Source organism: Streptomyces sp. NPDC034085, assembly GCF_055575555.1.
The window spans coordinates 24403-39278 of record NZ_JBVISL010000005.1 but is presented as its reverse complement, the minus strand read 5'-3'; the positions used below and the strand labels follow the sequence as shown (position 1 = coordinate 39278).

The window sequence follows — 14876 nt, the reverse complement described above, 5'->3', positions numbered from 1 at the left end:
CCAGAGTCTGACACGCGTTCATGGTTCGGAGCGGGCTCTCCGTGGAGAGACCGTCCCAGGGGTTTAACGGTACCTGCTTCCGCGGCCATACGGTACGCCGCCCGCATGACGCGCCTCTCCACAGGACCAGCGGGACACCCCGTACTCGCTGGTCAGCTGCGATTTTAACGCTTTCCTAGCCGCCGACCCGCCGAAGCGCAGTGAGTTCCGTCTCGCCGCGCCCCGGCGGGTCCCCGGCGGGCTAGGCCGTGCGGGCCGCCGTGCGGGCGGCGAGCGCCTCGGACATGCGCTGCTCGGCGATCCGGTCGGCCGCGGCGGCCGGCGGGATCCCGTCCGCCTTCGCACGTGCGAATATGGCCAGGGTGGTGTCGAAAATCTTCGAGGCCTTCGCCTTGCACCGGTCGAAGTCGAAGCCGTGCAGCTCGTCGGCGACCTGGATGACCCCGCCGGCGTTGACGACGTAGTCCGGGGCGTAGAGGATCCCGCGGTCCGCGAGGTCCTTCTCGACGCCCGGGTGGGCGAGCTGGTTGTTCGCGGCGCCGCACACGACCGTGGCGGTCAGGACGGGGACCGAGTCGTCGTTCAGGGCGCCGCCGAGCGCGCAGGGGGCGTAGATGTCCAGGCCCTCCGTGCGGATCAGGGCCTCGGTGTCGGCGACCGCGGTGACCTTGCCGTCGGGGTGGCGGTCGAGGATCTCCAGGACCGACTCCCAGCGGACGTCCGTGATCACGACCTCGGCGCCGTCCTCCAGCAGGTGCCCCACCAGGTGGCGGCCGACCTTGCCGACTCCCGCGACGCCGACCTTGCGGCCGCGCAGCGTGGGGTCGCCCCACAGGTGCTGGGCGCTGGCGCGCATGCCCTGGAAGACGCCGTACGCGGTGAGCACCGAGGAGTCGCCGGCGCCGCCGTTCTCGGGGGAGCGGCCGGTGGCCCAGCGGGTCTCGCGGGCGACGACGTCCATGTCCGCGACGTACGTGCCGACGTCGCAGGCGGTGACGTAGCGGCCGCCGAGCGACTCCACGAACCGGCCGTAGGCCAGCAGGAGTTCCTCGCTCTTGAGGACGGACGGGTCACCGATGATCACGGCCTTGCCGCCGCCGAGGTCGAGGCCGGCGAGGGCGTTCTTGTACGACATGCCGCGCGAGAGGTTCAGCGCGTCGCGGACCGCGTCCTCGTCCGAGGCGTACGCGTGGAAGCGCGTGCCGCCGAGGGCGGGACCCAGGGCGGTGGAGTGGATGGCGATGACGGCCTTCAGGCCGGTGGCGCGGTCCTGGCACAGCACGACTTGCTCGTGGCCGCCCTGTTCCGAACGGAACAGGGTGTGCAGGACGCCGTCGGTCATTTCGGTCACGGTGGTGACTCCCATGGAAGAGATGCGGCGGAAAGACGCCCGCCCTGCGGGTGGGGGAGGGCGCACTGGGAGCAGAGTAAGACCTGCGGCGCGCGGGGGTACCCCCTGTCCGGGGATCGGAACACTCCCGTGTTGCCCGCCTCCCGGAGGTGAGCCGGAGCGCCAAAGAGGGGAGGACGGGTGCGTGAGCGAATCCCCGCGGCCCGGGCCGGTCGTCCCGTACGCCTCCTACCTGCGCGTGTACGAGCCCCTGGCCGCCTTCGCGGAGCCCGAGCGCACGCACTGGGCGGCCTACGCCCGGCGCGGCACCGTCCCCACGGCCCAGGACGAACTGCGGCGCTCGCTCTCCGATCTGGTGCGCGTCCCCGTCGTCGGGGTGCCGGCGCACGAGAGCGGGGACGCCTTCACGGCGGAGCTGGACGGGGTGCTGCTGGTCTGCCCCTGGCGGACCCGGCTGCGCGGCTGGCTGGCGCTCCAGGAGCTGGTCGCCGAGTTCCCGCGCCCGGTGCTGGACGCGGCGCTCCCGCCGGCGCAGCGCCGCCGGGCCGCCGAGGCGTACGAGGCCTGGCGCGAGCGGAACCCGGACGCGCGCCCGTGGATCCGTACCGGGGTGTGGCAGGTGCCGCTCCGCTGGTTCGTGCTGGTGGCGGACGAGGAGCGGGAGTACCTGCCGGGCGAACGGCTGCGCTACCGGACGCCGATGGTGCAGGCACGCCGCCGCCTCGCGCGGACGCTGCGGACCCTGCGCGCGGCGGAGGGCTACGGGGTCCTGGCGGAGGGGCTGGTGGAGGTCGGCAGCTGGCTGGAGGAGTTCCATCCGCGCTCGCTGGTCGAACTGGATTACGGGGGGCTGCTGCACGCGCTGCCGGCTGACGGCCTGGCCGGGGACCGGTCGGCCCGCGACCTGGCGGAGGGGATCGCGGCGCTGCGGGCGGGGGACCGGGAGGGTGCCGGGCAGGTGTACACCGAGCTGTCGCTGCGCTGGCGGGCGGTCCGGGAGAGGCTCTTCGCGAATTAGGTGGGCTTGGGGCCTTTCGGGAACGGGGGTCGATGGGGATCATGTACGAATCCCGTTCGTCACCCGGTCGGACCCCTCGCGTATCGCCCGTATCGGTTGTCATCGGCTGATCGGCCACAATGCGCAGATCAGGGGTTCGATCACCGCATTAGGGTCTTAGTTCCAGGACCTACGTCCCGATACGGGCCATTGGCCCAAGCGTGACGGAACGCACTATCCACACCCTTGCGCCCATCCCCTACCCTCGTGCCAAAATAGGACAAGGAGTCCGGGGAGGGTTCCTTCCGCCCAACTATGGTCGGAATGCTCGGTATTGCACTCTATGGGGGGTCTGACGACTCCTGATCGCTCTGTGACTGATCGTCACAGTGGGGTGACTGTCCGTTATAGGGCGGTCCATCGGCTTCCGCCGCTGATGAACACCTCGGAGGGCAATTCCATCGGTTTGGCCCTTGAGGCTGGACGGATGGTGTAGTTGTAGTGCCGAGGACAAGCCGTTCGTCCTATAACCGACTCGGCCTGCGTATGTCCATTTCGGGCAACGCGGGCCAAGGTGCAGAATTTAGAGGAAAGAACCGAGATGGTTCGGTTCTCCCGAGGAGGCCGCTCATGACCGCTCGCACCCCTGATGCCGAGCCGCTGCTGACCCCGGCTGAGGTTGCCACGATGTTCCGCGTGGACCCGAAGACGGTCACCCGCTGGGCCAAGGCTGGCAAGCTCACGTCCATCCGCACCCTGGGTGGACACCGCCGTTACCGCGAGGCCGAGGTTCGCGCACTGCTCGCGGGAATTCCGCAGCAGCGCAGCGAGGCCTGAGGTCCCGCAGCACCCCTGCATTAACGGGTACGTGTCGGATCCCCCAATCCGATGAACCCACATGGCTTCATGCGGCCGGGCCTGCCCCAACAGGCTCACTGCCGTTCGATCGCGCTGGACTCCGCCGGGTCCAGCGCGGTCTTTTTTTATGCCCGAACCGGTCCCGGGTGGCGTCGTTCCCGGGATGCCGGCACGGGAGGTGCCATTGCACATATTAAATCGACTGTGCGTATGGGTCCGATAAAAGTAAGAGTCTCAAAAACTCATGTGGTGACTCCCGTCACACCGATAACTCCCGTCCATCCGGGACGGCACCCGGCGCGCGGATGTCCCGCCCGGAGCGCCTCATGCGTACGGGGGATTTTCCCTCACGGGGCGATGTGTTCCGGAGCCCCGCTGGAGGGCCCCTGGAAGGGACGCGGGACGTGCCGGGGGCCCGGGAACGTGCCGGAGGGCCGGCGGGGCCCTCAGCGGGGCCTCCAGGGGCGCCGCGCTCTCGGGCGGTCGCGAGTGCGGGCGGCAGCGGTACGCGTCCCCGGCCCCCGGACCCGGCGCCTCGCCCGTACCCGGACACGCGTCAGGGCCCGTATCCCTTGCGGAATACGGGCCCTGACGTTTCTGCGATCCTGACGGGACTTGAACCCGCGACCTCCACCTTGACAGGGTGGCGAGCTAACCAACTGCTCCACAGGACCTTGATTCGCGGCCGACTGGCGTGGCTGCGAAACAGACTGTACAGCAGCTCAGGGGGTGCGGTCGAACCGGATCACGGCGCCGCCGCGTCCACCGCCTTCACGATCCGCTTGTCGGAGATGGGGTACGCCGTCCCGAGCGCGTGCGCGAAGTAGCTGACCCGCAGCTCCTCGATCATCCAGCGGATCTCCTTCACCGCCTCCGGCACCGGCCGGCCCTTCGGCAACTGCTCCAGCAGCCACAGGTACTCGTCCCGCATCTCGTGGACCTTCTCCATGCGCGTGGTGTCGCGCTGGGCGCCCGTCGGCATCTGCTGGAGCCGCCGGTCGGCCGCCACCAGATAGCGCATCAGGTCCGGCAGCCGGCGCAGGCCGGTCAGCGTGACGAAGCCGGCCGGCACCAGGGCCGCCAACTGCGCCTTCACGTCCGCGACGTTGGCCATCAGGGCCAGGCTGCCGGTCGCCTTCAGCCGCCGCTCGCAGGCCTGCCACGCCGCCAGGACCTGCTGCACCTGCCCGACGGTGCGCACCGTCGTGTCCACCAGATCGGCCCGGACCGCCTCGTACAGCCGGCGGAAGCCCGCCTCGTCCCAGGCGGGGCCGCCGTGGTCGGCGATCAGCTTGTCGGCGGCCGCGGTGGCGCAGTCGTCGAACAGCGCCTGGATGGAGCCGTGCGGATTGCGCGAAAGCGCCAGCTTCTGCTGGTTGGTGAGCTTGTCCGAGGCGAACTTCGCCGGGTTCACCGGGATGTTCAGCAGGATCAGGCGCCGCGTGCCGAGCCACATCGCCTGCTGCTGCTCGGCCTCCGTGTCGAAGAGCCGTACGGAGACGCTGGTCCCGTCGTCCACCAGGGCCGGGTACGCCTTCACCGGCTGGCCCGCCCGCCGGGTCTCGAAGACCCGCACCAGGGTGCCGATCGTCCAGTCGGTCAACCCCGAGCGTTCGAGCGACTCCCCGCCCGCCCGCTCCGCGGTGGCGGCGGCGGCCTTGGAGAGGGCCTGGCGGGCCTTCGGCTTCAGCTTCAGCCGCAGCGACTCCAGGTCCTTGTCCTCGGCGATCTTGCGGCGCCGTTCGTCGACGATACGGAAGGTGATCTTCAGGTGGTCGGGGATCCGGCCGAGGTCGAAGTCCTCCACCGCCACCGGGACCCCCACCATGCGGTGCAACTCGCGCGCCAGCGTCACCGGCAGCGGCTCCTGGAGGGGAACGGCCGTCTGGAGGAACCGCGTCGCGTAGTTCGGCGCCGGGACGTAGTGCCGGCGGATCGGCTTCGGCAGCGAGCGGATCAGCTCCGTGACGACCTCCTCGCGCAGGCCCGGGATCTGCCAGTCGAAGCCCTCGTCGGTGACCTGGTTCAGCACCTGGAGCGGGATGTGCACGGTCACGCCGTCCGCGTCCGCACCCGGCTCGAACTGGTACGTCACCCGGAACGACAGCTGTCCCTGCCGCCAGGTGTCCGGATAGTCGGCCTTGGTGACCCCGGCCGCCTTCTCCGTCAGGAGCATCTCGCGCTCGAAGTCGAGGAGTTCGGGCTCCTCGCGCTTCTTGTGCTTCCACCAGGAGTCGAAGTGCGCCCCCGACACCACGTGCTCCGGGATGCGCTGGTCGTAGAAGTCGAACAGGGTCTCGTCGTCCACGACGATGTCGCGGCGCCGCGCCCGGTTCTCCAGCTCCTCGACCTCGGTGAGCAGCTTGCGGTTGTCGGCGTAGAACTTGTGGTGCGTACGCCAGTCGCCCTCGACCAGCGCGTTGCGGATGAACAGCTCCCGCGACACCTCCGGGTCGATCCGGCCGTAGTTGATCTTCCGCTGCGCGACGATCGGCACGCCGTACAGCGTGACCTTCTCGTACGCCATCACGGCCGCCTGGTCCTTCTCCCAGTGCGGCTCGCTGTAGGTGCGCTTGATCAGGTGCTGCGCCAGCGGCTCCACCCACTCGGGCTCCACCTTGGCGTTCACCCGCGCCCACAGCCGGGAGGTCTCCACCAGCTCCGCCGACATCAGGAACTTCGGCTGCTTCTTGAACAGCGCCGAGCCCGGGAAGACCGCGAACTTCGCCGACCGGGCGCCCAGGTACTCGTTCTTGTCGGTGTCCTTGAGCCCGATGTGCGACAGCAGGCCGGCCAGCAGCGAGATGTGGATGTTCGTCTCCGAGGCGTCGGCCTCGTTGACGTGGATGCCCATCGTCTTCGCCACCGAGCGCAGCTGGGCGTAGATGTCCTGCCACTCGCGGATCCGCAGGAAGTTCAGGTACTCCTGCTTGCACATCCGGCGGAAGGAGGACGAGCCGCGTTCCTTCTGCTGCTCGCGGACGTAGCGCCACATGTTCAGGAAGGAGAGGAAGTCGCTCGTCTCGTCCTTGAACCGGGCGTGGTTCTGGTCCGCCTGCGTCTGCTTGTCCGACGGCCGCTCGCGCGGGTCCTGGATGGACAGGGCCGCCGCGATGACCATGACCTCGCGTACGCAGTTGTTCTTGTCCGCCTCCACCACCATGCGGGCCAGGCGCGGGTCCACCGGCAGCTGCGAGAGCTGGCGGCCCATCTGCGTGAGCCGCTTCTTGGGGTCCTTCTCGGAGGGATCCAGTGCCCCGAGCTCCTGGAGGAGCTGGACGCCGTCGCGGATGTTGCGGTGGTCCGGCGGGTCGATGAAGGGGAACTTCTCGATCTCGCCGAGCCCGGCCGCGGTCATCTGGAGGATGACGGAGGCCAGGTTGGTGCGCAGGATCTCCGCGTCCGTGAACTCCGGACGGGCGTTGAAGTCGTCCTCGGAGTACAGCCGGATGCAGATGCCGTCGCTGGTGCGGCCGCAGCGGCCCTTGCGCTGGTTGGCGCTGGCCTGGCTGATCCGCTCGATCGGCAGCCGCTGCACCTTCGTGCGGTGGCTGTAGCGGGAGATGCGGGCCGTGCCCGGGTCGATCACGTACTTGATGCCGGGGACCGTCAGGGAGGTCTCGGCGACGTTGGTGGCCAGGACGATCCGGCGGCCCGTGTGCTGCTGGAAGACCCGGTGCTGCTCGGCGTGCGAGAGCCGCGCGTACAGGGGGAGAACCTCTGTGAAGCGCAGATTCCGCTTGTTCAGGGCGTCCGCCGTGTCGCGGATCTCCCGCTCACCGGAGAGGAAGACGAGGATGTCGCCCGGGCCCTCGCCCTGGAGCTCGTCGACGGCGTCGCAGATCGCGGTGATCTGGTCGCGGTCGCTCTCCTCGCTGTCCTCCTCCAGGAGGGGGCGGTAGCGCACTTCCACGGGGTAGGTGCGGCCGCTGACCTCGACGATCGGCGCGTCCCCGAAATGGCGGGAGAACCGCTCCGGGTCGATGGTCGCGGAGGTGATGACGACCTTGAGGTCGGGGCGCTTGGGCAGCAGCGTCGCCAGGTAGCCCAGCAGGAAGTCGATGTTCAGCGACCGCTCGTGCGCCTCGTCGATGATGATCGTGTCGTAGGCGCGCAGCTCGCGGTCCGTCTGGATCTCCGCGAGGAGGATGCCGTCCGTCATCAGCTTCACGAAGGTCGCGTCCTGGTCCACCTGGTCGGTGAACCGCACCTTCCAGCCGACCGTCTGGCCGATCTCCGACTTCAGCTCCTCCGCGATGCGCTCCGCGACCGTGCGCGCCGCGATCCGCCGGGGCTGGGTGTGCCCGATCATGCCCCGGACGCCGCGCCCCAGCTCCATGCAGATCTTGGGGATCTGCGTGGTCTTGCCGGAGCCGGTCTCGCCCGCGACGATCACGACCTGGTGGTCGCGTATCGCCTCGGCGATCTCGTCCTTCTTCTGGCTGACGGGCAGGTTCTCGGGATACGTGACCTCCGGCATGCGCGAGGCACGGCCGGCCAGTCGCGCGGCGGCCTTCTCGGCCTCCGCGGCGATCTCGTCGAGCACGGCCTGCCGGGCCTCGGGCTTGCGGATGCGGCGGGCGCCCTCGAGGCGGCGGCCGAGGCGGTGCGCGTCGCGGAGGGAGATCTCCCCGAGAAGCGTCTGCAGGGCGGCGAAGGAAGTAGACATACCTGATCGAGGATCTCACCTGGGCCGGGCGGGTGGCGAACGCATTTGTGCCCCTCCCCGTACCATTTCGGGACGAGTCCCCCAGTCGCGCGTATGAGAGGCAGCCCACCCTTGTCCTGTCGTCCGCGTGCGAGCCGGCTGCGGGCCGCCGCGGTGCCGGTGTTGCTCACGCTGCTGGTGATGGCCGTGACGGTGGCGGCGGCGGTCCGGGCCCCTGCCCCGCCGGCGCCCCCGACGGCCGGGGCGGCACCGGCTCCGGCCTTCCGGACGCGGACCGTCCCGGCACCGGCGGCACTGGCGGCACCGGCTCCGGCCTTCCGGACGCGGACCGTCCCGGCACCGGCGGCCCCGGCTGCACCTGCGCAGGCGGCCTTGGCGCAGGCCGGTTCGGCTTCGGTGGTGCCGGCGCGGGGTGCGGCGGGGGAGGCGTCCGTTGGGTTGCCCGGGCGGGGGCCCTCCTGTGATCCGGGCTCGCCGGGGGACCGCCCCGTGCCCGCGGCGCCGCCCCGGGCCGGGCAGGAGCACGCTCCGGGCCCCGCGGCGCGCCCCGCGCCCGAGCCGGCGCGCCCGTACCTCGCGACGCGCGTCCGGGTCCCCGTACGCGGGCCCGACCGGCCGGCGCCCTCGCCCGTCGAGCTGTCCGTGCTGCGGGTGTAGGGGAGAGCCGCACCACCGGTCCCCCCTGCATCACCCGCAACAGCTCTGGAGCACCCGCATGTCCCGTCCGTCCCGCAAACCCCTGCTGATCTCCGCCGGGGTCGCCCTCGCCGCCGTCACCCTCGGACTGGTCTCCTGGCAGGCCACCGCCCCCGAGGAGAGGCACCGCGGCACCACCGCCTCCTCCGGTTCCGCGCCCCGCACCGACCCCGCCGCGGAGCTCGCGGCGCTGGCCCGCCGCGACCCGGGCGACAAGCTCGCGCTGGGCCGCGCCGACGCACCCGTCGTCCTGATCGAGTACGCGGACTTCCAGTGCGGCTACTGCGGCACGTTCGCCCGCGACACCGAACCCGAACTGGTGAAGCGGTACGTCGAGGACGGCACCCTGCGCATCGAGTGGCGCAACTTCCCGATCTTCGGCGCCGAGTCCGAGGCCGCCGCCAGGGCCGCCTGGGCCGCCGGACAGCAGGACCGGTTCACCGCCTTCCACACCGCCGCGTACGCCGCGGACGCCAAGGCCAAGGGCTTCGGCGAGGAACGCCTCACCGAGCTGGCCCGGGAGGCCGGGGTCCCGGACCTGGAGCGCTTCCGGCGGGACATGGCCGGCGAGCAGGCCGCCGCGGCCCTCAGGAAGGACCGGGAGGAGGGCTACCGCATCGGCGTCCGGTCCACCCCCTCCTTCCTCGTGGGAGGCCGCCCCCTGGCCGGCGCCCAGCCCCTGGAGGCCTTCACCGCCGCCATCGCCCGGGCCGAGGCGGCGGCGCGGCCGTGACCGGCATCGGATACCTGGCCGCCCTGCTGGGCGGCCTCCTCGCCCTGCTCAGCCCGTGCAGCGCCCTGCTGCTGCCCGCCTTCTTCGCCTACTCCATCGACTCCCGCTCACGGCTCCTGGCACGCACCGGGATCTTCTACGCGGGCCTCGCGAGCACCCTCGTACCGATGGGCGCGGCGGGCTCCTACGCGGGCCGCTTCTTCCACGGGCACCGCGACCAGCTCGTCCTGGCCGGCGGATGGCTGATCGTCGCGCTCGGCCTCGCCCAGATCCTGGGCCTCGGCTTCGCCCCGCGGCGGATCGCGGAGCTCTCCGGGCGGATCCGCCCGGTCACCGCCCTGTCGGTCTACGCCCTCGGCGCCGTCTACGGGCTCGCCGGCTTCTGCGCCGGCCCGATCCTCGGCAGCGTCCTCACGGTGGCGGCGGTCAGCGGCAGCCCCGTCTACGGCGGCCTGCTGCTGGCGGTGTACGCGCTGGGCATGGCCGTACCGCTGTTCGTGCTGGCCCTGCTGTGGGAGCGCTTCGACCTGGGCCGGCGGCGCTGGCTGCGCGGGCGCGCCTTCCGGCTCGGCCCCCTGGAACTGCACACGACCTCGCTGCTGTCCGGGCTGTTCTTCATCACCCTGGGCGCGCTGTTCCTGGCGTACGACGGGGCGAGCGCCCTGCCCGGGCTGCTGGACGCGGACGCCTCGTACGCCGTCGAGCGCCGGGTGGGCTCCGTCGCGGACGCCGTGCCGGACTGGGCGCTGCTGGGGCTGGTCGCCGGGGGCGCGACGGCCTTCGGCCTGGTGCGGTGGCGGCGTACGGCCCGGGCGGCGGAGCAGGAGGGGTGAAACGCGGAAGGCCCCGTCCGAGGACGGGGCCTTCCTTCTGTGGCTGGGGCCGGGGTCGAACCGGCGACCTATCGCTTTTCAGGCGATCGCTCGTACCAACTGAGCTACCCAGCCACGAGACTGTTTCCAGCCTCAGCGATCCTGACGGGACTTGAACCCGCGACCTCCACCTTGACAGGGTGGCGAGCTAACCAACTGCTCCACAGGACCTTATGTGTGCAAGAGCAAGTCTTGCACATGGTGTTGCGTACCCCCAACGGGATTCGAACCCGTGCTACCGCCTTGAAAGGGCGGCGTCCTGGGCCACTAGACGATGAGGGCTAAAGGCCCGCCGGGCACTTTGCAGCGCGTCGGGGACGTGAGAAGCATATGGGATCCGGAGAGGTATCGCCAAAACGGTTTCCCCCGACGGGTGGGAAGGGCCCCCGCCGGAGCGACAATGGCCGGGTGCTGGAGATGACGCGCGAGGAGTTCGAGGAGCTCGTCGCAGAGGCCCTGGACCGGATCCCGCCGGAGCTGACGCGGCTGATGGACAACGTCGCGGTGTTCGTCGAGGACGAGCCCCCGGCCCATGATCCCGAGCTGCTCGGGCTGTACGAGGGGACCCCGCTCACCGAGCGCGGCGAGTGGTACGCCGGAGTGCTGCCCGACCGCATCACCATCTACCGGAACCCCACGTTGCGGATGTGCGAGGACCGGGAGAGCGTGGTCGCCGAGACGGAGGTGACGGTGGTGCACGAGATCGCCCATCACTTCGGGATCGACGACGAGCGGCTGCACGCCCTGGGTTACGGGTGACCCGCCCGCTGCCCGGCGCGGAGGCCATCGACCCCGACGTCGACCTCCACGTGCCCGCCCAGCGCGCCGAACCGCAGGGCCGGGTGTGCGCCGCGGTCGCGGCGGGCGGGGCCGTCGGCGCCTCGGCGCGCTACGGGGCGGCCCTGCTGTGGCCGGCCGCGCCCGGGGCCTTCCCGTGGGCCACCTTCTGGACCAACGTCGCGGGCTGCGCGCTGATCGGCGTACTGATGGCGCTGATCAGCGAAGGCGGACGGAGCGCGCCGCATCCGCTGCTGCGGCCGTTCGCGGGGGTGGGCGTGCTCGGCGGGTTCACCACCTTCTCCACCTACGCCCTGGACTTCTCCCGGCTGCTGGACGAGGGGGAGGCGGGGACGGCGCTGGCGTACGCCGGGCTGACCGTGGCGGCGGCGCTGGGCGCGGTCTGGGCGGCGGCCTCGGCGACGCGGGCCGCGCTCGCGCGGGCGGGCCGGTGAACTGGCTGCTGGTGGTGGCGGGCGCCGTCGTCGGGGCGCCGCTGCGGTACCTGGCGGACCGGGCGGTGCAGGCGCGGCACGACTCCTTCTTCCCGTGGGGGACCTTCGTGGTCAACGTTTGCGCCTGTCTGCTGCTCGGGGTGCTGGCGGGGGCGGCGCTGGCCGGGGCGGGCTCCTCGCGGCTGGGCCTGCTGCTCGGGACGGGGCTGTGCGGGGCGCTGAGCACCTACTCGACCTTCTCGTACGAGACCCTGCGGCTGGCCGAGCGCGGGCGGCGGTTCCTCGCCGTGGCGAACGTCGCCGCCTCGGTGCTGGCCGGGCTGGGCGCGGTGACGCTCGGGTCGCAGGTGGCGCGAGAGCTGTTCGCGTAAGGGGCGTGTCTCTTACGGGGTAAAGGGAGTTGGGCTCATTGACCCGCTCATCGCGGACCCCGCCGCAGTGCTCCGGAGGTGCCCCCGTGCGCCCTTTGACCGCTTCCCTGTCCGCGTCCCTGAGACTGGCCGTCTCCGCGCTCGCCGTCGCGGCGACGGCGGGATGCATGAGCGTCGGCGAGGACGCCGCGAAGCCGGGGCCCGCCGCTTCGGTGGGCGGCAAGGGCGCGGGCGGGCCCGCCGGGGCGGCCGCCGGCGGGCACGGCTCCGGGGTCCACGGCAACGGCCACGGCGTGAAGGACGCCACGGGGAACCAGGCGGGCAAGTCCGGCGAGCCCGGGAAGGCCTCCGGGGCCACCGGGGCCTCCCCCGGCCCCGGGGCGCCCGCGAAGCCCGGGCAGCCCTCGCCGTCGGCCGGCCCGGGCGGCGGCGCGGGCGGGCAGGGCGGCCAGGTGCCGTCCGGCGGAGGTACGGGCGCCGGCGGCTCGGGATCCGCGGCGGGCGGATCGGGCTCCGGCTCGGGCGCGGGCGGTACGGGGTCGGCGGCCGGCGGCGCGGGATCCGGCTCGGGCTCGGGGTCCGGCTCGGGGTCCGGATCCGGCGGCTCCGGCTCGGGCGGCTCCGGCGGGACGGGCGGTTCCGGCGGCTCCGGCGGTACGGGCGGAACGACCACGCCGACCGGGGAACCCACGCCCCCTGTGACGGAACCCACACCGAGCGGGCCGTCCGACCCGGGTCCGGGACCGAGCGTCGTGTAGCGGCTGGTCTGCCCCGTTCCGGGCGTCGGGCGGCCCTTGCCGGGGTTCGCGTCACTCGTCCCGGCTTCATCGCAGCAGGTCAGCGGTGGTGTCGGGGGAGCGACTTGCCAGACCCCCGGGAGGGTGCGTATGGTTATAGATCGTTTGATCCCATTGCCCGGCGCCGAATCCGAAGAGCGCCGTGTGGCGCGTACTCTCCCTAGCCGTGGCTGACCGCATTGAGGCGGTCGATTTGCGATTCACGGAGTTTGGGCGCGTGCCGAGACTCCGGAAGGTTTCGCATTTCGCATGTCCATTTCCAGTTCTGACCGTTCCGTCATGCCCGAGAACGACACCACCGACATCGTCGACGCCGAGACCCTCGCGGTCACCGAGGCGATGGACGCCATCGAGGCGGACGAGATCATCGAGGCCCTCGAGGCCGACGTGACCGGCGACGTGAACGACGAAGACGGCGCCTCCGACGCCGAGCCCACCATCACCTTCGCGGACCTCGGTCTGCCCGAGGGCGTGGTGCGCAAGCTCGCGCAGAACGGCGTCACCACCCCCTTCCCGATCCAGGCCGCGACCATCCCGGACGCCCTGGCCGGCAAGGACATCCTCGGCCGCGGCCGCACCGGCTCCGGCAAGACCCTCTCCTTCGGTCTGCCGACCCTGGCCTCGCTGGCCGGCGGCCACACCGAGAAGAAGAAGCCCCGCGCCATCATCCTCACGCCGACGCGTGAGCTCGCGATGCAGGTCGCGGACGCCCTCCAGCCCTACGGCGACGTCCTCGGCCTGAAGATGAAGGTCGTCTGCGGCGGTACCTCCATGAGCAACCAGATCTACGCCCTGGAGCGCGGTGTCGACGTCCTCGTCGCCACCCCCGGCCGCCTGCGCGACATCATCAACCGCGGCGCCTGCTCCCTGGCCAACGTCCAGGTCGCGGTTCTCGACGAGGCCGACCAGATGGCCGACCTGGGCTTCCTGCCCGAGGTCACCGAGCTGCTCGACCAGATCCCCGGCGGCGGCCAGCGCATGCTCTTCTCCGCCACCATGGAGAACGAGATCGGCACCCTGGTCAAGCGCTACCTGTCCAACCCCGTCACGCACGAGGTCGACAGCGCCCAGGGCAACGTCACGACCATGACGCACCACGTCCTCGTCGTGAAGCCGAAGGACAAGGCGCCGGTCACGGCCGCCATCGCCGCCCGCAAGGGCCGCACCATCATCTTCGTCCGCACCCAGCTGGGCGCCGACCGCATCGCCGAGCAGCTCGTCGAGTCGGGCGTGAAGGCCGACGCGCTGCACGGCGGCATGACGCAGGGCGCCCGCACCCGCGTCCTCGCGGACTTCAAGGACGGCTACGTCAACGCGCTCGTCGCCACCGACGTCGCCGCCCGCGGCATCCACGTGGACGGCATCGACCTCGTCCTCAACGTGGACCCGGCCGGCGACCACAAGGACTACCTGCACCGCTCGGGCCGTACCGCCCGTGCCGGCAAGTCCGGTGTGGTCGTCTCCCTGGCCCTGCCGCACCAGCGCCGCCAGATCTTCCGCCTGATGGAGGACGCGGGCGTCGACGCCTCGCGCCACATCGTCCAGGGCGCCGGCGCGTTCGACCCGGAGGTCGCCGAGATCACCGGTGCGCGCTCGCTCACCGAGGTCCAGGCCGACTCCGCGAACAACGCCGCCAAGCAGGCCGAGCGCGAGGTCGCCGACCTGACCAAGCAGCTGGAGCGCGCGACCCGTCGCGCCGCCGAGCTGCGCGAGGAGGCCGACCGCCTCGTCGCCCGCTCCGCCCGCGAGCGCGGTGAGGACCCGGAGGCCGCCGTCGCCGAGGTCGTCGAGGCCGCCGAGGCCGAGCTGGCCGAGGCCGTGGCCGCCGTCGTCGAGCCCGTCGCCCAGGAGCGCACCTTCGAGCGCCGCGACGACCGGGGCAACTACGAGCGCCGCGACAACCGCGGTGGCGACCGTGGCGGGTTCCGCCGCGATGACCGTCCGTCGGGTGGCTTCCGTTCCGGTGGTGACCGTCGTGACGACAACCGTAGTGGCGGCTTCCGTCGCGATGACCGTCCGTCCGGTGGTTTCAACCGTGACGACCGCGGTGGCGACCGTGGTGGCTTCCGCCGCGATGACCGTCCGTCGGGTGGCTTCCGTTCCGGTGGTGACCGTCGTGACGACAACCGTGGTGGCGGCTTCCGTCGCGATGACCGTCCGTCCGGTGGTTTCAACCGTGACGACCGTGGTGGCTTCCGCCGCGACGACCGTCCGTCGGGTGGCTTCCGTTCCGGTGGTGACCGTCGTGACGACAACCGTGGTGGCGGCTTCCGTCGCGATGACCGTCCGTCCGGTGGTTT

General features: G+C 71.6%; 12 protein-coding genes and 4 tRNA genes. 10 read left to right on the top strand and 6 right to left on the bottom strand.

Annotated elements, in window-relative coordinates; all coding sequences use genetic code 11:
* Positions 1–241 precede the first annotated feature (241 nt).
* Positions 242–1351: a Leu/Phe/Val dehydrogenase gene (locus ACZ501_RS18795; protein WP_468796700.1), complete on the bottom strand. Its 1110-nt coding sequence runs from the start codon at positions 1349–1351 to the stop codon at positions 242–244.
* Positions 1352–1535: 184 nt separating this feature from the next.
* Between ACZ501_RS18795 and ACZ501_RS18790 the strand changes: the two genes are divergently transcribed.
* Positions 1536–2369 (top strand): DUF8083 family protein, encoded by an 834-nt coding sequence (locus ACZ501_RS18790; protein WP_468796697.1) that lies wholly within the window; start codon positions 1536–1538, stop codon positions 2367–2369.
* Between the two features lie 609 nt (positions 2370–2978).
* Positions 2979–3185, top strand: a complete 207-nt coding sequence (gene bldC, locus ACZ501_RS18785; RefSeq protein ID WP_003949541.1) for a developmental transcriptional regulator BldC — start codon at positions 2979–2981, stop codon at positions 3183–3185.
* A gap of 621 nt (positions 3186–3806) precedes the next feature.
* On the opposite strand, the gene ACZ501_RS18780 is transcribed toward bldC, so the two are convergent.
* Positions 3807–3880 (bottom strand) — tRNA-Asp (locus ACZ501_RS18780).
* A gap of 71 nt (positions 3881–3951) precedes the next feature.
* Complete coding sequence (hrpA, locus tag ACZ501_RS18775; RefSeq protein ID WP_468796694.1) at positions 3952–7875, bottom strand: ATP-dependent RNA helicase HrpA; 3924 nt, start codon at positions 7873–7875, stop codon at positions 3952–3954.
* Positions 7876–8364: 489 nt separating this feature from the next.
* On the opposite strand from hrpA, the gene ACZ501_RS18770 reads away from it, so the two are divergent.
* The 3 genes from ACZ501_RS18770 to ACZ501_RS18760 are packed head-to-tail and all read left to right on the top strand — an operon-like array spanning position 8365 to position 10137.
* Entirely contained in the window at positions 8365–8532 is a 168-nt protein-coding gene (locus ACZ501_RS18770; protein WP_468796691.1) for a hypothetical protein, read from the top strand.
* Between the two features lie 58 nt (positions 8533–8590).
* Complete coding sequence (locus tag ACZ501_RS18765; protein ID WP_468796688.1) at positions 8591–9304, top strand: DsbA family protein; 714 nt, start codon at positions 8591–8593, stop codon at positions 9302–9304.
* The gene (locus tag ACZ501_RS18760) at positions 9301–10137 is read left to right on the top strand and encodes a cytochrome c biogenesis CcdA family protein (RefSeq protein ID WP_468796685.1); all 837 of its coding nucleotides are present in this window, start codon (positions 9301–9303) and stop codon (positions 10135–10137) included. The genes ACZ501_RS18765 and ACZ501_RS18760 overlap by 4 nt, the downstream gene beginning before the upstream one ends.
* Positions 10138–10177: 40 nt before the next feature.
* Here the strand turns inward: ACZ501_RS18760 and ACZ501_RS18755 are convergent.
* From ACZ501_RS18755 to ACZ501_RS18745, 3 genes are all read right to left on the bottom strand, one after another.
* Positions 10178–10251 (bottom strand) — tRNA-Phe (locus ACZ501_RS18755).
* Positions 10252–10273: 22 nt separating this feature from the next.
* Positions 10274–10347: transfer RNA gene (locus ACZ501_RS18750), tRNA-Asp, on the bottom strand.
* Between the two features lie 38 nt (positions 10348–10385).
* Positions 10386–10458: transfer RNA gene (locus ACZ501_RS18745), tRNA-Glu, on the bottom strand.
* Positions 10459–10584: 126 nt separating this feature from the next.
* Between ACZ501_RS18745 and ACZ501_RS18740 the strand changes: the two genes are divergently transcribed.
* From ACZ501_RS18740 to ACZ501_RS18720, 5 genes are all read left to right on the top strand, one after another.
* On the top strand, positions 10585–10935 hold the full coding sequence (locus ACZ501_RS18740; RefSeq protein ID WP_361606094.1) for a metallopeptidase family protein: 351 nt from the start codon (positions 10585–10587) through the stop codon (positions 10933–10935).
* Positions 10932–11408 carry a FluC/FEX family fluoride channel gene (locus ACZ501_RS18735; RefSeq protein ID WP_362462926.1) on the top strand — a complete coding sequence of 159 codons (477 nt, stop codon included), beginning with the start codon at positions 10932–10934 and terminating at the stop codon, positions 11406–11408. The genes ACZ501_RS18740 and ACZ501_RS18735 overlap by 4 nt, the downstream gene beginning before the upstream one ends.
* Positions 11405–11779, top strand: a complete 375-nt coding sequence (crcB, locus tag ACZ501_RS18730) for a fluoride efflux transporter CrcB (RefSeq protein WP_468796682.1) — start codon at positions 11405–11407, stop codon at positions 11777–11779. Before ACZ501_RS18735 ends, crcB begins: the two co-directional genes overlap by 4 nt.
* An 86-nt stretch (positions 11780–11865) precedes the next feature.
* Positions 11866–12537, top strand: coding sequence for a hypothetical protein (locus ACZ501_RS18725; RefSeq protein WP_468796680.1), 672 nt, complete (start codon positions 11866–11868; stop codon positions 12535–12537).
* A 318-nt stretch (positions 12538–12855) separates the two neighbouring features.
* The coding region (locus ACZ501_RS18720) for a DEAD/DEAH box helicase (RefSeq protein ID WP_468796677.1) at positions 12856–14876 on the top strand (2021 nt) is incomplete at its 3' end.

Bases quoted from the DNA above. Each gene is read 5' to 3' on its own strand.
- bldC (WP_003949541.1), top strand. From the start codon at position 2,979: ATGACCGCTCGCACCCCTGATGCCGAGCCGCTGCTGACCCCGGCTGAG.
- hrpA (WP_468796694.1), bottom strand. From the start codon at position 7,875: ATGTCTACTTCCTTCGCCGCCCTGCAGACGCTTCTCGGGGAGATCTCC.
- ACZ501_RS18765 (WP_468796688.1), top strand. From the start codon at position 8,591: ATGTCCCGTCCGTCCCGCAAACCCCTGCTGATCTCCGCCGGGGTCGCC.